At 64.6% G+C, this 18,512-nt stretch carries 16 protein-coding genes; 4 read left to right on the top strand and 12 right to left on the bottom strand.

From position 1 onward, the window contains the following. Window positions 1-64 precede the first annotated feature (64 nt). The 4 genes from P9239_RS04635 to P9239_RS04620 all read left to right on the top strand — a co-directional run bounded on the left by P9239_RS04635 (window position 65) and on the right by P9239_RS04620 (window position 5,205). The gene (locus P9239_RS04635; RefSeq protein ID WP_404989708.1) at window positions 65-2,422 is read left to right on the top strand and encodes a polysaccharide biosynthesis tyrosine autokinase; all 2,358 of its coding nucleotides are present in this window, start codon (window positions 65-67) and stop codon (window positions 2,420-2,422) included. Between the two features lie 131 nt (window positions 2,423-2,553). Then, entirely contained in the window at window positions 2,554-3,987 is a 1,434-nt protein-coding gene (locus P9239_RS04630; protein ID WP_309749302.1) for a hypothetical protein, read from the top strand. Between the two features lie 80 nt (window positions 3,988-4,067). Next, complete coding sequence (locus tag P9239_RS04625; protein ID WP_040049973.1) at window positions 4,068-4,409, top strand: FKBP-type peptidyl-prolyl cis-trans isomerase; 342 nt, start codon at window positions 4,068-4,070, stop codon at window positions 4,407-4,409. Window positions 4,410-4,419: 10 nt separating this feature from the next. Further along, entirely contained in the window at window positions 4,420-5,205 is a 786-nt protein-coding gene (locus P9239_RS04620) for an AraC family transcriptional regulator (RefSeq protein WP_309749301.1), read from the top strand. A gap of 55 nt (window positions 5,206-5,260) precedes the next feature. Here P9239_RS04620 and purF read toward each other — a convergent pair whose 3' ends face one another. The 12 genes from purF to asd all read right to left on the bottom strand — a co-directional run bounded on the left by purF (window position 5,261) and on the right by asd (window position 18,432). Then, window positions 5,261-6,808: an amidophosphoribosyltransferase gene (purF, locus tag P9239_RS04615; RefSeq protein ID WP_309749300.1), complete on the bottom strand. Its 1,548-nt coding sequence runs from the start codon at window positions 6,806-6,808 to the stop codon at window positions 5,261-5,263. A 133-nt stretch (window positions 6,809-6,941) separates the two neighbouring features. Beyond that, window positions 6,942-7,475 carry a CvpA family protein gene (locus P9239_RS04610; protein WP_309749624.1) on the bottom strand — a complete coding sequence of 178 codons (534 nt, stop codon included), beginning with the start codon at window positions 7,473-7,475 and terminating at the stop codon, window positions 6,942-6,944. Window positions 7,476-7,487: 12 nt separating this feature from the next. After that, window positions 7,488-8,327: an SPOR domain-containing protein gene (locus P9239_RS04605; RefSeq protein ID WP_309749299.1), complete on the bottom strand. Its 840-nt coding sequence runs from the start codon at window positions 8,325-8,327 to the stop codon at window positions 7,488-7,490. A gap of 39 nt (window positions 8,328-8,366) precedes the next feature. After that, on the bottom strand, window positions 8,367-9,677 hold the full coding sequence (gene folC, locus P9239_RS04600; RefSeq protein WP_309749298.1) for a bifunctional tetrahydrofolate synthase/dihydrofolate synthase: 1,311 nt from the start codon (window positions 9,675-9,677) through the stop codon (window positions 8,367-8,369). 78 nt (window positions 9,678-9,755) lie between these two features. After that, window positions 9,756-10,628: an acetyl-CoA carboxylase, carboxyltransferase subunit beta gene (gene accD / locus P9239_RS04595; protein WP_309749297.1), complete on the bottom strand. Its 873-nt coding sequence runs from the start codon at window positions 10,626-10,628 to the stop codon at window positions 9,756-9,758. A 63-nt stretch (window positions 10,629-10,691) separates the two neighbouring features. Continuing rightward, window positions 10,692-11,495, bottom strand: coding sequence for a tryptophan synthase subunit alpha (trpA, locus tag P9239_RS04590; RefSeq protein ID WP_248322954.1), 804 nt, complete (start codon window positions 11,493-11,495; stop codon window positions 10,692-10,694). A 72-nt stretch (window positions 11,496-11,567) separates the two neighbouring features. Beyond that, entirely contained in the window at window positions 11,568-12,395 is an 828-nt protein-coding gene (locus tag P9239_RS04585; protein WP_309749296.1) for a site-specific DNA-methyltransferase, read from the bottom strand. 7 nt (window positions 12,396-12,402) lie between these two features. Then, window positions 12,403-13,596, bottom strand: coding sequence for a tryptophan synthase subunit beta (gene trpB / locus P9239_RS04580; RefSeq protein WP_309749295.1), 1,194 nt, complete (start codon window positions 13,594-13,596; stop codon window positions 12,403-12,405). A 46-nt stretch (window positions 13,597-13,642) separates the two neighbouring features. Further along, window positions 13,643-14,311 carry a phosphoribosylanthranilate isomerase gene (locus P9239_RS04575; protein ID WP_309749294.1) on the bottom strand — a complete coding sequence of 223 codons (669 nt, stop codon included), beginning with the start codon at window positions 14,309-14,311 and terminating at the stop codon, window positions 13,643-13,645. After that, window positions 14,308-15,111, bottom strand: a complete 804-nt coding sequence (gene truA / locus P9239_RS04570; protein ID WP_309749293.1) for a tRNA pseudouridine(38-40) synthase TruA — start codon at window positions 15,109-15,111, stop codon at window positions 14,308-14,310. The genes P9239_RS04575 and truA overlap by 4 nt, the downstream gene beginning before the upstream one ends. 1 nt (window position 15,112) lies before the next feature. After that, window positions 15,113-17,134 (bottom strand): FimV/HubP family polar landmark protein, encoded by a 2,022-nt coding sequence (locus P9239_RS04565; RefSeq protein ID WP_309749292.1) that lies wholly within the window; start codon window positions 17,132-17,134, stop codon window positions 15,113-15,115. Window positions 17,135-17,310: 176 nt separating this feature from the next. After that, window positions 17,311-18,432, bottom strand: a complete 1,122-nt coding sequence (gene asd / locus P9239_RS04560; RefSeq protein WP_309749291.1) for an aspartate-semialdehyde dehydrogenase — start codon at window positions 18,430-18,432, stop codon at window positions 17,311-17,313. Between the last annotated feature and the right edge of the window lie 80 nt (window positions 18,433-18,512).

Genomic DNA, 18,512 nt, shown 5'->3' with positions numbered 1-18,512 from the left:
CCAACCGCGCGGGCTTTGCGTTTTTGTCTGGCCCGGAAGACCACGCTCAACATTCGAACAGAGGATGCCGCCTTTGAACACGCTATACGTCAACTCCGGATCTTCGCGTCCTGGCAAGGACGACAATAAATTCACAGCGGGCGACATGATCAAGCTGCTGCGCGATCACATCGGCATGTTGCTGATGTTCATCGCTGCAGCCGCCGCGCTCGCCACAGCCTATGCGTTCCTCGCGGAACCGATTTATTCGGCCGACGTCGTCGTGCGTGTCGATCCGCCGGATCCGAACGCGCTCGGCATCGCGCCGCAGAACCAGATGCAGGGCTCGCAGGAGCAAGTGTCCGTGACCCAACTGGCGCCGGCTGAAATCTCGGTCATGAAGAGCCGCTCCGTGCTCGAACCCGTCGTCAACCAGTTCCATTTCGATATCAAGGTCAAGCCGCATACGATGCCGGTGCTCGGCGCGATCGCGGGTATGTTCGCCAAGCACGGCCACCTCGCGCCCGCTTGGTTCGGCATGAACTCGTATGCATGGGGCGGCGAAGATCTCCGCATCACGCGCCTCGACGTTCCGCCGTCGCTGGAAGACGCGAAGCTCGACTTCACTTTGCTCGACAACAACCAATACCAACTGGAAGACCCGGACGGCAACGTCCTGTTGCGCGGCACGATCGGCCGTCCGGCATCGGCGCATGGGGTGTCGATGCTGGTCGATGGCGTGGTCGGTCATCCGGGCGTGCACTTCGCGGTGACGCGCTACAACACGCTGGATGCAATCGACTTGCTGCTGAAGTCGATCAAGGTCGCCGAGTCCACGAAAGACACGGGCATCGTGCAGATCTCGTACAACGGCGACGATCCCGATCAGACCGCCGATGTCGCCAACGCATTGGGGCAGGCTTATCTCGCGGCAGCGGTCGCGAGCCGCCAGGCCAACGACACGAAGACGCTCGAATTCATCCGCTCGGAGTTGCCGCGCCTCGAACGCGACCTGAAGGACGCCGAGGGCCGCCTAAGTGCCTTCCGCGCGAAGTCGCAGTCGGTGCAGCCGATCAACGAAGCGCAGGCGTACCTGCAAGGCAGCATCACCTCGATGCAGCAACTCGCGATGCTGCAACTGCAGCGCACGCAAGCGTTGCAGCGCTTCACGCCGGACAGCCCGCAAGTTCGCAATCTTGACCAGCAGATCTCGCAATACGAGCAGACCAACAAGCAGATTCAGTCGCGCTTCGACAGCATGCCCGCTTCGGAACGCGAAAGCGCCGAACTGACGCGTGATGCGCGCGTCGCGGAAACGGTCTATCTCGGCATGATGAACAAGGCCGAAGAGCTGTCGATTCGTCGCGCGAGCACGAGCGGCGGTGCGCATATCGTCGATAACGCGCTGCGTCCGCATCGTCCGGTGAAGCCGAACAAGCCGCTCGTGATCGTCGCGGGCACGGCGCTGGGCTTCTTCGTAGGCACTTTCTTCATCTTCCTGCGCCGCCACGCGATGATCGGCGTGACCGATCCGATGTTCGTCGAACGTCGCCTGTCGGTGCCGGTGCTCGGCGAAGTGTTGTTCAGCCGTCAGCAGCAGTTGCTCGACCATGAAATCTCGGTTTCGCCGGTCGGTCACGCGCTTGGGTCTTCGGGCACGCAAGCTGGCAGCGCGCCGAAGGCACTGCCGCACGTCAAGCGCGAAGCGCACGATGACATCACGATGCCGAATCTCGGCGATACCGACCGCGACGCATTCGTGCTCGCCACGCGCTATCCGCATGATCCGGCAGTGGAAGCACTGCGCGCCGTGCGCACGGAGCTGTATCGCGATCTCGTGAACGCGCCGAACAACATCGTGATGCTGACCGGTCCCATTCCCTCGGCGGGCAAGAGCTTCGTCGCGGCGAATCTGTCGGTGCTGCTCGCCGAAATCGGCCTGCGCGTGCTTCTGATCGACGGCGATTTGCGCCGCGGCCATATCGCATCGTTCTTCAAGCAATCGAATCCGGGCGGTCTGTCGGAAGTGCTGAAGGGGCAAGTGGGCACGGCCGAAGCGATTCGTCAGGTCGGCGTGCCGGGGCTTTCGTTCATGTCGTGCGGCAGCTATCCGGAGAACCCGTCCGAACTGCTGATGATGCCGGGCTTCCGCGACATGCTCGCGCGTCTGAGCGACCAGTACGATCTCGTCATCATCGATACCCCGCCGTTCCTCGCCGTCACCGACGCGGCCATCGTTGCAAGCGACGCAGGTTCGACGGTTCTCGTGTTGCGCTCGGGCATTCAGAGCGAAGAAGAGATCGAAGAGACGGTCAAGAAGGTGCATCGCGCGGGCGGACGTCTGGTCGGCTCGGTGTTCAACGCGATTCCGAAGCGCCGCAGCAACCGCCGCACGTATGGCTACGCGGCGGCCTACACGAGCAGCTTCAAGTCGGCGAACTGATGGACGTCTCGAAGCAAGGCAACATTGCTTGAGCGAAACGCCGCGTGCCCGTCACGCGGCGTTGCGTTTCAGCGGCACGGCCTTCTCGGGCAACGGCAAGCAAAACAAAAGACGCAGCCACACTCTCTACGATGAAAGACAAAGCAACGCTGCTCGACAAGTATTACCGCATCTGGGCTTTCGCGATGCCGGTCACGTCGTTCCTCGTGATGCCTTCCATTCAGGGCACGACGATCGGCTATCTCATGTGCTTCCTTTCCGTGCCGCTCGTGCTGTTCTTCGGCGGCCGTTCGCGCAAGAACTGGATGCACTTCATCGGCGCGGCCATCTTCGTGTGGCTGCTGATGCTGTGCACGACGCAATTCGCGGACGTGCTGGCACCGTTCGATCCCGACTTCAGCAAGATCGCGCTCGTCGACGACAAGGACCCGCTCACGTTCATCCTGCGCAAGAGCATGTTCACGCAGTCCATCTACGTGGCGGCGGTCGTGCTGTATGCGGCTTATGTGTACTACTACTACCGCCCGACATGGGACCAGTGGATCTTCGCGGCGGTGACGCTGTTCGCCCTCTACGGCATCTATGAAGTGGTGTTCTACGTGCTGACGGGCTCGCCCGGCGATTTCATCTCGAACCGCGCGTTCGGCGACCAGTTCGGCCGAGGCATCGTGCGCTCGGACGGCACCGTGAACGGCAGTTCGTTCCAGACCGTGAGCGCGGGCGGCATGTCGATACAGCGTCTGAAGGCGCTGACCGGCGAACCGTCGATGTACGCCATGTCCATCTTCCCGTTCTGGATCTACTTCAACGCGACGGCACGTTTGCGCTGGCCGGTGTGGATCATCGGGCTGTCGCTCATCATGAGTACGTCGTCGACGGTGCTGATCGGCTATGCGGTCTTCGCGCTCATCCGTATGCGCAAGCTCGGCATCAATCCGATCAAGGCGCTTATCGGTGTCTTTCTGCTCGCGGTGGTCGCGTTCGTCTTGCAGGACTACATTGCCGACCTGTTCCAGCAGATGGTGATGGACAAGCTCGAAGGAAAGAACGAGTCCGGCTCCGACCGCGCCATGCTGTTCTTCGAATCGTTGCGCTTGTGGGTGCATGCTTCGCCGTTGAATCAGCTCTTCGGCATCGGCTTCGGTTATATCCGCTCCACCGACCTCTTTTCGACACTGCTCGTCAATACGGGCGTGATCGGTCTCGTCGGCGTCAGCGTGCTCATGCTCTACCCTGCTTTCAAGCTCGACTGGGACGCGCGCGGCATGGCGCTGCGCCAGTGCTGCGTGGCGACCTGGACCATGATGATGGTCTCCGTGCCCGAGTTCGCGTATCTCGCGCCGTGGACGTTCATTGCGATGGCCTACGTCCGCGTGCGCGCACTGAAGCTCGCAAAGCGCGATGCGCGCGACGTCATGCCGGACCGCGGCATGGAGCCTTCGTACATCAGCCCGGAGTTCGGCGTCAGCGTGAGTCCCGGCGTCGGCACGCGGCTCGGTTCGCCGATGCGCGCCAAGCCGGCCCGCATCGGCAGCCGCATGAATCCGCGCGGCCGCCACACGTGATCGCATGACTCGCTTCGTTGCCACGCTCTACAATGGTGGTTTCGACCATCGGCGTAGAGCCGTGCAACCAGGAGCAAAGAATGTCGACAGTCACGACCGATTCCGGTCTCAAGTATGAAGACGTCACCGTCGGCGAAGGCGCCGAAGCCGTCGCGGGCAAGACGGTCAGCGTGCATTACACCGGCTGGCTGACCGACGGCCAGAAGTTCGACTCCAGCAAGGACCGCAACGATCCTTTCGCCTTCGTGCTCGGCGGCGGCATGGTCATCAAGGGCTGGGACGAAGGCGTGCAAGGCATGAAGGTCGGCGGTGTCCGCCGCCTCACCATTCCGCCGCAACTCGGCTACGGCGCGCGCGGCGCGGGCGGCGTGATTCCGCCGAACGCCACGCTCGTGTTCGAAGTGGAACTGCTCGACGTCTGAGCATCGCGGCATGAACGCGCCGGTCCATCGCCCGAGCGTTTCCCTGCGCCGCTATGAAGCGGTGCAGGCCTCGGACGAGCATGACTTTCACCAGATCGTGCTCGGTTTCGATGGCGCCATGGGCATGGCGGTGGATGGCGACGAATCGCATATCGACCGTCATCGCGCGTGGATCATCCCGGCCGGCGCGCGTCACGAGTATTGGGCCGAAGGCGTGAACCGCCAGCTCGTGCTCGACCTTCCCGCTTCATCGGTCGCGGTGCCTGCACGTTTCTTCGAACGCGCGCGCACCGTCGATCTCGATCCGTCTCTCACGCAACTCGTCGCGAATGTCGCGCTGCGCCTCGATGGCGACGGTAGCGCCCTACCCTCGCGTATGGCCTGGCAAACCGCGACGCATCTGTGCGGCGCGTTGATGGCGGATGCAAGCGCGTCGCTGAACGCGGAATTGCGTGGCCTCGACTTCACGCGCATCGACCGATGGCTGCGCGCGCATCTTTGCGAGCCGCTGCGCATTGCCGACCTCGCCGCGCATTGCGGCTTCGGCATGCGGCGCTTCCACCAGCTGTTCAGCGAAGCGTTCGGCGAGACGCCGCATCGCTATCTGCATCGCTTGCGCCTCGACACAGCGCTGACCTTGCTCGCTGACCCACGCGCGTCGCTCACGCATGTCGCGCTCGAAGTCGGCTTCGCGGATCAAAGCGCGTTCACGCACGCTTTCTCGAAGCGCTTCGGCATAGCGCCGGGCCAGTGGCGCAACGGCGCCTTCAAGACGCCGCCCGAGCAACAGACGTGAAAAAGCCCGCTGGTCTCATCGACCGAGCGGGCTTCTGCGAGCCACACGCGAAGGCTTATTCCACCGACAGTTGCAAATGCAGTTGCGAACGCGCGGGACCGCCCTCGAGCGCCTCGCCGGCGATGTCGCGGTCCGTCTGCTCTTGCGGCGCGAGACGCGCGGTTTCGATGCGGTCGAGATAGTCCGTGGTGACGTCGCCGGTGATGTAGTTGCCGTCGAAGCACGATGCCTCGAATTCCTTCAGCGCGGGATTGATGTCGCGCACCGCGTTCTTCAGGTCCTCGACGTCCTGATACACCAGATAGTCCGCACCGATCATGCGCGCCACTTCGTCGTCGCTGCGGCCGTGCGCGACGAGTTCGCCACGCGTCGGCATGTCGATGCCGTAGACGTTGGGGAACTTCACCGGCGGCGCGGCGGACGCGAAGATCACCTTGTTCGCGCCAGCATCGCGGGCCATCTGCACGATTTCATGCGATGTCGTGCCGCGCACGATGGAATCGTCGACGATCAGCACGTTCTTGCCCTTGAACTCGATGCCCATCGCATTGAGCTTCTGGCGCACCGACTTCTTGCGCACCGCCTGGCCCGGCATGATGAACGTGCGGCCCACGTAACGGTTCTTGAAGAAGCCTTCGCGATATTCGACGCCGAGCTTCGCCGCCACCTGCATCGCGGCGGGGCGCGACGAATCGGGAATCGGCATCACGACGTCGATCGGCACGTCCGGCAGCACGCGCTTGATCTTCTCGGCGAGATAGTCGCCCATGCGCAGACGCGCGTTGTAGACCGGCACGCCGTCGAGGCACGAATCCGGGCGCGCGAGATACACGAGCTCGAAAATGCAGGGATTGAGCACCGGCTTTTCGGCGCATTGGTGACTGTGCAGATTGCCGTCGGCGTCGATGAAAATGGCTTCGCCCGGCTCGATGTCGCGCACGAATTCGAAGCCGATGCCTTCGATCGCCACCGATTCCGACGCGACCATCCACTCGACGCCCGTCGACGTTTCCAGCTTGCCGAGCACGAGCGGGCGAATGCCGAACGGATCGCGGAAAGCGACGAGGCCGTAGCCCGCGATCAGCGAGACGATTGCATACGATCCCTTCACCCGGCGATGCACGCCGGCGACCGCCTTCCACAGCGCGGCTTCGTCGAGTTCGAGGCCCGAACTCGCGAGTTGCAGTTCGTGCGCGAAGACGTTGAGCAGCACTTCGGTGTCGGACGCGGTGTTGATGTGCCGGCGATCGATCCGGAACATCTCGTCCTTCAACTGCATCCAGTTCGTCAGATTGCCGTTGTGCGCGAGGATGATGCCGAACGGCGCGTTGACGTAGAACGGCTGCGCTTCTTCCTCGTTCGACGCCGAACCCGCCGTCGGATAGCGCACTTGCCCGATGCCGACGTTGCCCGGCAGGCTGCGCATGTTGCGCGTGCGGAACACGTCGCGCACCATGCCGTTGGCTTTGTGCATGTGGAAGTTGTTGCCGTTCGCCGTGGCGATTCCCGCCGCATCCTGTCCGCGATGCTGCAAGAGCAGCAGGCTGTCATAGATGAGCTGATTGACGGGGCTTTGGGAAACTACACCTACGATGCCGCACATGGCATGGTCCTTCAAAGAGTCGAAACGGTAGAGAGGCGTGCCGGCGTCGCGCCAGGTCGAACGAGTCCCGCGAGCGGGCGCGTTCGGCGGCGCAAGTGGCCGTCGCGCGTTCCTCGTGTAGCCTGCCGTTCGTCTATTGTGCGGCGCTTGGCGCCGTGTCGCCTGATTGCGGTGCGACGTGCACATACGCGGCGAGCGTATCGGGGAGAAGCGGTCTCAGTTCGCGCACGCCTTGCTCGGCCATGGACCGCAGCAGCGCGTGACGCCAAAAATCCTTCTGCGGCAATTCGGTCAGACCTGCGAGCGCGACCAGAATCACCACCAATATAGCGCCTCGGACGAGGCCGAACAGCAGGCCCAGCGAGCGATCCACGCCGCGCAGGCCGGTCACTTCCGTAATGCGCGTGAGCAGCGCCGACAGCACGCTCGACAGCAACAGCACCGCGCCGACCACCAGCAGGAACGCGACGAGCCATTGCGTCAGCGCGCCGCCCGGCCAGCTTGCCGGAATGTACGGCACCACCACGCTCACGAAGCGTCCCGCGATCAAAATGGCGGCGACCCAGCCGACCAGCCCGAAGGCTTCGGCGAGCAGGCCGCGCCACATGCCGCGCAAGGCAGACAGGCCGATCACGGCCATCACGGCGTAGTCGAAGCTCGTGAACATCGGCATCGACGCTTAGTTCGACGCCGACCGCTTGCCGCCGGCGAGCCCTGCCTGCCGCACCTTCACGAGCGCGGCAGACGCCGACGCGCGATCCGGGAACGGACCCGCACGCAACAGCGCGCGCGATGAACCATCCGACTGCTGACGATGTTCGAGATATGCGGGCACGCCCGCGGCTTTCAACTTGTTGACCCAGTTCTGCGCTGCCGTGTCGTCGTCGAAGGTGCCGATCTGAAGCACGAAACGGCTGCCGGCCGGGGACGAAGGCGTGTTCGCCGCGCTCGATGCTGGAGTTGCCGGGCTTGCCGTGCTGTCCGTTTCCGGGGCCGGTTGAGCCTGCGGCTTGGCGGCTTGCTTGGCAATGGGTGCCGGCTTGCTTTCAGCCTTCGCTTCCGGCTTCGTCTGTGCGACGGCGGCGGACGCGGAGGCCGGCGGCGACGGCTGCGTCACGCCCGCGGCGACAGTACTGTCGGCAGCAGCCGGCGTCTCATGCGCAACGCCTGCCTGCGTGTCGGCGTCGTTCGCCTCGCGCGATGGCTTCGCGGCGGGCGCAGCGCGGTTCGGAATATCGATGGAAATGTCGTCGGCGACGGGCTTCGGGCGCGAATCCAGCACCATCGGCAAGACGATGACCGCCGCCAGCACCAGCGCGATAGCCCCGACAAGCCTGCGGCGCGCGCGCTGCTTCTCGGGAAGCGTCGGGTCGAGCATCATGGCGTCGGCATCAGGACGTTCGGTGCGGCGGGTGCGGCGCTCCGTGCGCACGGTATGACGCGAACCGCGCGGGGAATCGGGGTATGCGTCGCTCGCGGCGCGGGCGTCGTCTTTCTTGCCGAACGAGAAAAGTCCCATGTATGGCTTGGTGCGAGAAGCTTCAGACGGCCAGCCGTCTCAGTGATGCTGCGATTTGCGGTAGGCCATGACGCCAGCCACCGTATAGAAACTACCGAAAACCACGATTCTATCATTTTCGGACGCCCGGCTTAACGCATCTCGAAATGCGTCGGCGGGGGTCTCGAATCGTGCAACGCTGCTGTCGGGGCCGTCGTTGACACCGGCATCGCGCAGGACGGCTTCAAGACGGTCGGGCGCGGCGGCACGCGGCGTCGGCAGCGCGGTCACGTTCCAGTGGTCGATTTCGCCCGCGAGCTGCTTCACGATGCCTTCGATGTCCTTGTCGCCCATCGCGCCGAAAACCGCGTAGGTGTAAGGAAAATAGCCCATGTTGCCGAGGTTTTGCGCGAGCACGGCTGCGGCGTGCGGATTGTGCGCAACGTCGAGAATGATCTGCGGCTTGCCCGGCAGCACCTGGAAGCGCCCCGGCAGTTCCACGTTCGCGAGCCCCAGACGAATGTCCTGCGCGGACACCGGCAGCCGGTCGCGCAGCGCCTCGAGCGCGGCGAGCGCCGCCGACGTGTTGATGAGCTGATTCGCCCCGCGCAGCGCCGGATAGGCGAGCGCCGCGCGCCGCTGCGTGCGGCCGATGTAGCTCCACTGCTGGCGTTCGTTGCCCGGCTGCGCTTCGTAGCGAAAATCGCGGCCGACGAGCCACAAGTCCGCGCCCACAGCGGCGGCATGGTCGATCAACGTTTGCGGCGGCGAAGGATCGCCGCACACGGCCGGCTTGCCCGAACGGAAGATGCCCGCCTTCTCGAAGCCGATTTTTTCCCGCGTGTCGCCGAGATAGTCCGTATGGTCGAGGTCGATGCTCGTCACCACGGCGCAATCCGTATCGACGATATTCACCGCGTCCAGCCGCCCGCCCAGCCCCACTTCGAGGATCACGGCATCAAGCCCGCGCGACGCGAACAGATGCAGGATGGCGAGCGTGGTGAATTCGAAATACGTCAGCGAAACAGGATCGGGCAGGCTGGCGCGCGCCTTCTCAACGGCTTCGAAGTGTTCGAGCAGTTCGGCGTCGGTCGCGTCTTCACCGTCGATGCGCGCGCGCTCGTTGAACGACAGCAAGTGCGGCGACGTATGGCAGCCCACGCGATAGCCCGCGCGCAGGAGGATCGCTTCGAGGATCGCGCACGTCGAGCCCTTGCCGTTCGTGCCGCCGACGGTGATTACCGGGCAATCGAAGCGCAGGCCGAGCGCCTCCTTGACGCGGCCGATGCGCGCGAGGCCCATGTCGATACCGACCGGATGCGCCGCTTCCAGATGGGCGAGCCACGCGTCGAGAGTTGGGAATGTGTTCATGTTCGGTATGCGGAGAAGCAAAAACGCCGCGCGGAACCTCGCGGTTCACGCGCGGCGCGGCGCGGGCACAAAGCGGCGTCAAGCCACCGAATCGGCCGGCTGTCGCGTCATCAGCGCCATCAGCTGCGCGATTTCTTCGCGCATCTTGCGGCGATCCACGATCATGTCGATCGCGCCCTTCTGCATCAGGAATTCCGCGCGCTGGAAGCCTTCAGGCAGCTTCTCGCGCACCGTCTGCTCGATCACGCGCGGGCCGGCGAAGCCGATCAGCGCCTTCGGCTCGGCGATCACGACGTCGCCCAAGAATGCGAAGCTCGCCGATACGCCGCCCATCGTCGGGTCGGTGAGCACGGAGATGAACGGCAGCTTTGCGTCGGCGAGCTTGGTCAGCATGGCCGTGGTTTTCGCCATCTGCATCAGCGAAAGCAGGCTTTCCTGCATGCGCGCGCCGCCCGACGCCGTGAAGCAGATGAAGGGCACGTTTTGCTCCAGCGCGTTGCGCGCGCCGCGGGCGAAGCGTTCACCGACCACCGAGCCCATCGAGCCGCCCATGAACGAGAACTCGAAGCACGCGACCACGCACGGCAGCGTATGGATCGCGCCGCCCATGACGACCATCGCGTCGGTTTCGTCGGTGTCTTCCATCGCCTCTTTCAGGCGGTCCGGATACTTCCGGCTGTCCTTGAACTTGAGCGCGTCGACCGGCACGATTTCCTGGCCGATTTCATAGCGGCCTTCCGGATCGAGCAGGCGGTCGAGCCGCTCGCGCGCGCCGATGCGCATATGGTGGCTGCATTTCGGGCAAACATGCAGATTCGCCTCGACGTCGTTGCGGTAGAGCACCGCCTCGCACGACGGACACTTCACCCAGAGCCCTTCCGGGATACCCTTGCGGTTCTTGGGATCGGTTTGCTTGATCTTGGGCGGCAGCAGTTTGTCGAGCCAGCTCATCGTTGTTCCTTGACTGATCGGGGCATCGCCGCGCACCGTCGATGACGGCCGCGGCGGCACATGTTATTTGGCGGAATCGAGCGCCGCGCGAATTTCCGCGATGAAGCTCGTGAGCGACGCGGCGGCCGTGTCCGGCGGCGCCTCTTCGAGCAACTGCACGAGCCGGCTTCCGATAACGACCGCGTCCGCGACTTCCGCGACGGCGCGGGCCGTCTCTGCGTCGCGAATGCCGAAACCGACGCCGACCGGCAGCGGCACCTGCGACTTGATGGCCGGGATTTTACTCGCGATGCTGGAAACGTCCAGATTTGCCGCGCCCGTCACGCCCTTGAGCGACACGTAGTACACGTAGCCGCTCGCGATCTTGCCGACCGCCGCCACGCGCTCATCGGTCGATGTCGGCGCGAGCAGGAAGATCGGATCGATGCCGGCCGCGCGCATCGTCGCGCCGAAATCGCTGGCTTCCTCGGGCGGATAGTCGACGACGAGCACGCCGTCCACCCCCGCTTGCTTCGCGGCTTGCGCGAACGCGTCGGCGCCCATGCGCTCGATGGGATTGGCGTAGCCCATCAGCACGACGGGCGTGTCGGCGTCGGTTTCGCGAAAGCGCGCCACATCGGCCAGCACGCGCTTGAGCGTGACGCCGCGCGCCAGCGCGCGCTCCGACGAACGCTGGATGACGGGGCCATCGGCCATCGGATCGGAAAACGGCACACCCAGCTCGATGACGTCGGCGCCGCCCTTGGCGAGCGCGTGCATGAATTCGACGGTTTGCTCGGGGTTCGGATCGCCCGCCGTGATGAAGGGAATCAGCCCTTTGCGGCCTTGCGCGGCAAGCGTCGCGAAAGTGTTCTTGATACGGGACATGAGAATTCTCTTAAGCGTATTCGTTGGCGTCGATCATTCGACGCGATCAGCGACGAAGCTGCGGCTCGCGCGTTATTCGGCCGTCTCGGTTTCGGCGGTCAGCGGCGCGTCCAGCTTTGCGAGGCGGCTTTCCGCGATAGCGCAATAGTCCGCGTTGATTTCGAAGCCCGTGAAAAGCCGGCCGTGGCGCGCGCACGCGACGGCGGTCGTGCCGCTGCCCATGAACGGATCGAGGACGCGGCCGCCCGGCGGACAACTCGCCAACACCATGCGCTCGACGATTTCCAGCGGCTTTTGCGTCGGATGATCGACCCGCTCCGCGTGCTGCCGGTGCAGCCGCGACACGGACCAGACGTCCTTCGGGTTGTAGCCCATCTCGAGCCACTTGCTGCCTTCGAAAATCTTGCGCGAGCGCGCCTTTTTCGTCGCTGCGTCGTAGGGAATGCGCACCGGATCGAGGTCGAAGTAGTAATCCTTCGATACCGCGAAATAACCGATGTTGTCGTGCACCGAGGTGAATTTTCGCGTCGTTCCGCCCATGCTCGGCACGCGCCGGTCCCAGACGATTTCGTTGACCATCATCATCCGGCGCTTCAGGAACACGAACAGTTCGGGCGAATATTGCCAGGTGCAGAAGATGTACATCGACCCGCTTTTTTTGAGCTTCGGTATCGCAATGTCCAGCCAGCGGTACGTCCACGCAAGAAAGGCCTCGCCGGACAGCATGTCCGAGTCGTTTCCGTAGTCCTTGCCGAGCCCATACGGCGGGTCCGCGACGATCAGATCGATCGACGCATCGGGAATGGAGGCGGCATCGGCGAGAAAGTCGCGGTTCCAAATGTCGATGCCGGCGCCTTGCAGCGCGCCGGCGGACATCGGTTCGTCGATAACGGTGCGCATCTGCGGCTTAGAACTGGATGCCCGATCGCTCGGCGACCGTGTGCATGTCCTTGTCGCCGCGGCCCGAGAGGTTGACGAGCAGCACCTTGTCGCGCGGCAGCGTCTTCGCGAGCTTCGCCCCGTACGCCAGCGCGTGACTGGACTCCAGCGCCGGAATGATGCCTTCGATCCGACAGCAATCGTGGAACGCCTTCAGCGCCTCATCGTCGGTGATGCCGACGTACTCGGCGCGGCCCGCGTCCTTCAGCCACGCGTGCTCCGGCCCGACGCCCGGATAGTCGAGGCCCGCCGACACCGAGTGCGTCTCGATGATCTGGCCGTTGTCGTCCTGCAGCAGATACGTGCGATTGCCGTGCAGCACGCCGGGGCTTCCGCCCATCAGCGAAGCCGCGTGACGGCCCGTATCGATACCGTCGCCCGCCGCCTCGACGCCGATCAAACGAACGGCTTCGTCTTCGATAAACGGATAAAAGATGCCCATCGCGTTCGACCCGCCGCCGACGCACGCAATCACCGCATCCGGCTGACGGCCCGTCATCTCGGGCATCTGCACGCGGCATTCGTCGCCGATCACGCGCTGGAAGTCGCGCACCATCATCGGATAAGGATGCGGCCCCGCCACGGTGCCGATGATGTAAAACGTGTTTTCCACGTTCGTCACCCAGTCGCGCATGGCCTCGTTGAGCGCGTCCTTCAGCGTGCGCGAGCCGGATTCCACCGGCACGACGGTCGCGCCCAGCAATTTCATGCGATAGACATTCGCCGCCTGTCGCTTCACGTCCTCGGCGCCCATGTAGACGACACACTCCATGCCGAAGCGCGCCGCGATGGTCGCTGTCGCCACGCCGTGCTGGCCCGCGCCGGTTTCCGCGATCACGCGCGGCTTGCCCATCTTGCGCGCGAGCAGCGCCTGCCCGATCACGTTGTTGACCTTGTGCGCGCCCGTGTGATTCAGGTCTTCGCGCTTCAGATAAAGCTGCGCGCCGCCGAGCATCTCGCTCCAGCGTTTCGCGTGATAAATCGGGGAAGGACGGCCGACGTAATGCTTCAGTTCGTAGTCGTATTCGGCCTGGAACGCCGGGTCCTGGCGGGCCGCGTCGTAGGCGCGGCGCAGTTCGTCGAGCGCATGGATGAGCGTTTCGGAGACGAACACGCCGCCATATTGGCCGAAGTGGCCTCTTTCATCAGGCAAGTTGTACATTGCGTCACTCTCTCGGTGGCGAGCCGTGGCAGGCTCGCGGTCGGTATCAGCCGGCGTCCGCTTCGCGCACTGCGCGCACGAACGCGGCCATTCGGGCGGGATCTTTCACGCCCTTCGCGCCCGGCACTTCGATGCCGCTGGAGACATCGACCGCGAACGGGCGCACGCGCCGGATGGCGTCACTGACGTTTTGCGCGTTCAACCCACCACTCAAAACGGCCCGATGCCCGAGATCTGTTGGAATAAGTGACCAATCGAATACCTTTCCGCCGCCGCCGAAGCCCTCGACGAGTGCGTCGAGCAAAATACCGCTCGCCGCCGCATAGTGAAGCGACGATTCTACCAAATCGCTTGCAGCCGCATCAGGCCCAACACGCACGGCGCGCCACCAGGGCAAACCCGCAATCGCGGCCAATTCGGCGCATTGCTCGGGCGTTTCGTCGCCGTGAAACTGCAGCAGCGAGAGCGGCACATTCGACGTCACCTCGCGAATCCATTCAGGCGTCGCGTTGACGAACAGGCCGACCGCCGCCACCAGCGGCGGCACGTGGCGCGAGAGTTCGACCGCTTCCGACACCGTCAGCGAGCGCGGGCTCGGCGGATAAAAGACGAACCCCACGGCGTCGGCACCCAGCCCGACGGCGTGCTGCACGTGCTCGGCCGTGGAAAGGCCGCACAACTTGATTCTCGTCCGATGTAAATCTCGGTTGTTCATGACTGACCGCTCCAAACTGCGCTCCAGGGCATGCTTGCGATATGCGGCGGCGGAACCGCGAAGCGCTCGGGATAACCGACTTCCGCGAGATAAAGCCCGTCCGGCATGAATGTCGGCGCGGCGGCGCGGCGGTCGCGTGCTTCGAGCACCTCGGCCATCCACGAAGCGGGATGCCGGCCGCGCCCGATTGCCACAAAGCATCCCATCAAATTGCGCACCATGTGATGCAGGAACGCATTCGCCCGAAACCGAAAGTGAACGAAATCGCCCTGCTCGCGCACGTCGATCTGATAGAGGTGCTTGACCGGCGTCTTCGACTGGCAATCGGCCGCGCGAAACGACGAAAAATCGTGCTCGCCGATAAGGCACGCGGTGGAATTGCGCATGGCCGAGACATCCAATGGCGTGTGCACCCAGCCCGCGCGTTTCGCCAACATGGGTGAACGTACCGGATTGACGTAAAGAACGTAAAAATACGTGCGCTCGAACGCGGCAAAACGAGCGTGAAAGTCGTCCGGCATCGCTTTCGCCCACTGCACTGCCACGGAAGTGGGCAGGAAGGCGTTCGTGCCGCGCACCCATGAGAAATCCGCGCGGTCGAGTTCGGTGTCGAAATGCACCACTTGCCCGATGCCGTGGACGCCTGTGTCCGTTCGTCCGGCGACCACCGTCTGAACCGGCGTCTGCGTGAATTCCGCGAGCGCGCGCTCGATTTCGTTCTGCACCGTATTTCCGTGCGGCTGCGATTGCCAGCCGCAAAACGCAGCCCCGTCGTACTGAACGCCTAACGCGATCCGCATATCAGGAATGCGGCGCGAGCGTCGACAGCAAGCCGGCCGCTTGCTGGCGCGTCGCTTGATCGTTGGACGCGATGACTTCCTGCAGCAACGTGCGCGCACCCGAAAGATCGCCTAATTCGATGTATTCGACAGCCAATTCAAGCTTATTACGCGCAATCGTCGCCAGCTGGGCGGCGGTCAGCGCGGGCAGCGGTTCCGTCTGGCTCGACGGCAGGTCGAGATTGAAGTCGAGGCTCAGCGGCCCGAACTGCGTCGCCCCCAGCCCAGCGACCGCCGGCGCACCGGCGGTCCCCGCTTCGATTTGCGCCGCAGCGGACGACTGCACTTCGTCGGCGACGGATGGCAGTGCAAAAGCCTGCGCCTCGTGCGCCGCATCGGGCTCGGCAATCGGCTGCGGAACGAACGGCTCGTGGCCGGCCGACGCGGGCACTTCGTGGGCAGCGTGATCGTCGGAAGGCGGCGCAAGCGTCAGATCCATGCGCGGCGGCAGGCTCATGTCCAGCGAGTCGAGCGCCTGCACGGCTTCCGTCGGAAACTTCGGCATCGGGAAACGATCCCCGGACGACGGCTCGTCGTCGGACGCTACTTCATGCTCGTGCGCGTCGCGTGCGGCTTGCTCTTCGACGGCGCGCTGCTCCGCTGCGCGCTCCTCCGCCGCGTGCTGCTGGGCGGCGAGCGCCTGCGCCTGGCGCAACTCCGCTTCGCGCGCAATGATCTCCCGCGCAGCCGCCTCGCGGGCCTCGAGCGCCTGTGCTTCCTGTGCGGCGGCCTCACGCGACGCCTCATCGCGTCCGGCCGATTCACGCTCCAATGCTTCGCGCGCGGCTGCTTCGCGCGCGCGGACTTCGCGCTCCTCGGCTTCTCGCGCGGCGGCCTGCCGTGCCGCGGCTTCCCGCTCCTCGGCCTCCCATTTCTCGGCTTCACGCGCGGCGGCTTCGCGGGCGGCAACTTCCCGTGCATGCGCTTCGTGCGCTTCCGCGTCCGACATTCCCGCATGTGAAAGCGGCGGAACAAACGCAGCGTGGGCCGCAGCAGGCGGATTCGGAATGAACGGCGCGCTCGGTTCCGTGCGATTCGGATGGTCAGCGTGCGTTTCGCGCGCTTCGACGGAGTCAGGTGCGTCGTCTTCGGATGGCGCGGCGAAGGACTGAGCCGCCTCGTAACTTTCGAGGCTGGCGGCCACGGCGTTCAGTTCGGATTGATCGCGCTCGACGGCCGTGCCTTCTAGATTGGCTGCCGATTCGGGACGCGGCGGGACAGGCGCGCTAACCGGCGCCGCGGGCTGCTGGCGGGCCTGCGCTTCGGCGCCGCCTTCTGCGCGGCGTTTGTTGCGCCGGAGCACGAAGAACAGCAGGACGGCAAGAACCGCGAGCACCAACGCGATCAGCTTCGGATCGAAACCCGTGCGGGCTTGTGGCGCGGTCTCGTGCGTGGGCGCGCTCGTTACCGGCGCGACGGCGGGCGCTGGCTCCGGCGCCTGCAAAGCGGCCGAAGCAGAGGCCGGCTCACTCGCGGCCGGTTCGACGGCGGATGCCGCGGACGCAGTGTCGGCGCCCGGCGCCGCCTGTGCCGCGCTGGCAGGATTCGCCACGGGCGCGTTTTGCTGAACGGCCTGCGGCGCAGGCGCCGAAGCAGCGGCGCCGGCGGATGCTGCGCCTGAATCCGTACCCGGCACGTTCAGCACCGCGCCCAGCTTCAGCCGGTTGATGTCGTGACCGGCGAACGCGTTCGGGTTCGCATCGAAGAGGGCGCGCGCCATCTTCTCCCTTACGGCCCGCTCCTTCGAGCCGGTCAGCTCGCCCGCAATGTCGCTGAGCGACTGGCCTGGCTTGACGGCGTACCGCTGCACAGGAGCGTCCGCAGAGACGGACGCGGACGATGCGCCTGCATCGGCTGCCGCGCCGCTCGCCTGCGCGAGCGCCGCGCCGGAGTTCGTCCAGAGCGCCGCGCTCATGGCGACGCTTGCTGCGGCCAATGCCGCGCGCGATGACGGGATGAAGGACCGGCGGGGTCGTCGAATCATTGAGGCTCCAGAGTACGGCGAAAGTTGAAACAAAAACGCGGACTGACGCGCACCGGCAATCGTACAGCTGGCCGATTCGCTCGCAGTCCCAAAAAAGCGGCTGCACAAAACAAAAAGCGCCGCGATAACGCGACGCTTTCTGTACGAGGTCCGCGCTCTCAGGCGCGTAGTTTACTTTACTTGTCCAGAAGAATGCGAAGCATGCGGCGCAACGGCTCTGCCGCGCCCCACAGCAACTGGTCGCCGACGGTGAACGCCGACAGATATTCGCCGCCCATTGCCAGCTTGCGCAGCCGGCCGACCGGAACCGTCAGCGTGCCGGTGACGACAGCCGGCGACAGATCGCGCATCGACGCTTCGCGCTCGTTCGGCACGACCTTCACCCAGTCGTTCGCCGAGGCGAGAATGCCGTTGACCTCGTCGAGCGGCACGTCCTTCTTCAGCTTGATGGTCAGCGCCTGCGAGTGGCAGCGCATCGCGCCGATGCGCACGCAGAGGCCATCGACCGGAATGGACCCCGGCTGGCCCATCGCAGGCTTGCCGAGAATCTTGTTGGTTTCCGCGCCGCCCTTCCACTCTTCCTTCGACATGCCGTTGCCGAGATCCTTGTCGATCCACGGAATCAGCGAGCCGGCGAGCGGCACGCCGAAATGGTCGGTCGGCATGGCGTCGCTGTTCATCGTGGCGAGCACCTTGCGGTCGATATCCAGAATGGCCGACGACGGATTCGCGAGATCGCCCGCCACCGACGCGTTGAGCGCGCCCATCTGCGACAGCAGTTCGCGCATGTTCTGCGCGCCCGCGCCCGATGCGGCCTGATACGTCATGGCCGTCATCCAGTCGATGAGGTTTTCGCGGAAGAGGCCGCCCAACGCCATCAGCATCAGGCTAACCGTGCAGTTGCCGCCGATAAAATCGCGCCCGCCCTTGACGAGCGAATCCTTGATGACGTCGAGGTTCACCGGATCGAGAATGATGACCGCGTCGTCCTTCATGCGCAGCGCCGAGGCCGCGTCGATCCAGTAGCCCTTCCAGCCCGCCGCGCGCAGCTTCGGATACACGTCGTTCGTGTAGTCGCCGCCCTGGCAGGTGATGATGGCGTCGCACTTCTTCAGGTCGTCGATGCTCGTCGCGTCTTTGAGCTTCGTCTCGTTTTTGGCGAACGACGGCGCGTTGCCGCCCGCATTGCTGGTGCTGAAAAACACCGGTTCGATCAGGTCGAAATCGCCTTCCTGCTGCATGCGCTGCATCAGCACGCTGCCGACCATGCCGCGCCAACCCACGAGACCTACGTTCATGACTAACCTTATTTGTTGAGGCTTCCCCGCATCCTTACCCGGCGTGGCCGCGCGGGGAAGACGCTCGGACACGAGGGACG

This window comes from Caballeronia sp. LZ062, from assembly GCF_031450785.1.
GTDB lineage: Bacteria > Pseudomonadota > Gammaproteobacteria > Burkholderiales > Burkholderiaceae > Caballeronia.
The sequence above is the reverse complement of the archived record's forward strand: the minus strand, read 5'-3'. Positions and strand labels throughout refer to the sequence as shown.

Excerpts from the sequence above, each read along its gene's own strand:
- asd (WP_309749291.1), bottom strand. The coding sequence starts at position 18,432 with ATGAACGTAGGTCTCGTGGGTTGGCGCGGCATGGTCGGCAGCGTGCTG.
- trpB (WP_309749295.1), bottom strand. The coding sequence starts at position 13,596 with ATGTACAACTTGCCTGATGAAAGAGGCCACTTCGGCCAATATGGCGGC.
- accD (WP_309749297.1), bottom strand. The coding sequence starts at position 10,628 with ATGAGCTGGCTCGACAAACTGCTGCCGCCCAAGATCAAGCAAACCGAT.
- P9239_RS04625 (WP_040049973.1), top strand. The coding sequence starts at position 4,068 with ATGTCGACAGTCACGACCGATTCCGGTCTCAAGTATGAAGACGTCACC.
- P9239_RS04565 (WP_309749292.1), bottom strand. The coding sequence starts at position 17,134 with ATGATTCGACGACCCCGCCGGTCCTTCATCCCGTCATCGCGCGCGGCA.
- P9239_RS04620 (WP_309749301.1), top strand. The coding sequence starts at position 4,420 with ATGAACGCGCCGGTCCATCGCCCGAGCGTTTCCCTGCGCCGCTATGAA.
- P9239_RS04630 (WP_309749302.1), top strand. The coding sequence starts at position 2,554 with ATGAAAGACAAAGCAACGCTGCTCGACAAGTATTACCGCATCTGGGCT.
- folC (WP_309749298.1), bottom strand. The coding sequence starts at position 9,677 with ATGAACACATTCCCAACTCTCGACGCGTGGCTCGCCCATCTGGAAGCG.
- purF (WP_309749300.1), bottom strand. The coding sequence starts at position 6,808 with ATGTGCGGCATCGTAGGTGTAGTTTCCCAAAGCCCCGTCAATCAGCTC.
- P9239_RS04610 (WP_309749624.1), bottom strand. The coding sequence starts at position 7,475 with ATGTTCACGAGCTTCGACTACGCCGTGATGGCCGTGATCGGCCTGTCT.
- truA (WP_309749293.1), bottom strand. The coding sequence starts at position 15,111 with ATGCGGATCGCGTTAGGCGTTCAGTACGACGGGGCTGCGTTTTGCGGC.
- P9239_RS04575 (WP_309749294.1), bottom strand. The coding sequence starts at position 14,311 with ATGAACAACCGAGATTTACATCGGACGAGAATCAAGTTGTGCGGCCTT.
- P9239_RS04635 (WP_404989708.1), top strand. The coding sequence starts at position 65 with ATGCCGCCTTTGAACACGCTATACGTCAACTCCGGATCTTCGCGTCCT.
- P9239_RS04605 (WP_309749299.1), bottom strand. The coding sequence starts at position 8,327 with ATGGGACTTTTCTCGTTCGGCAAGAAAGACGACGCCCGCGCCGCGAGC.
- P9239_RS04585 (WP_309749296.1), bottom strand. The coding sequence starts at position 12,395 with ATGCGCACCGTTATCGACGAACCGATGTCCGCCGGCGCGCTGCAAGGC.
- trpA (WP_248322954.1), bottom strand. The coding sequence starts at position 11,495 with ATGTCCCGTATCAAGAACACTTTCGCGACGCTTGCCGCGCAAGGCCGC.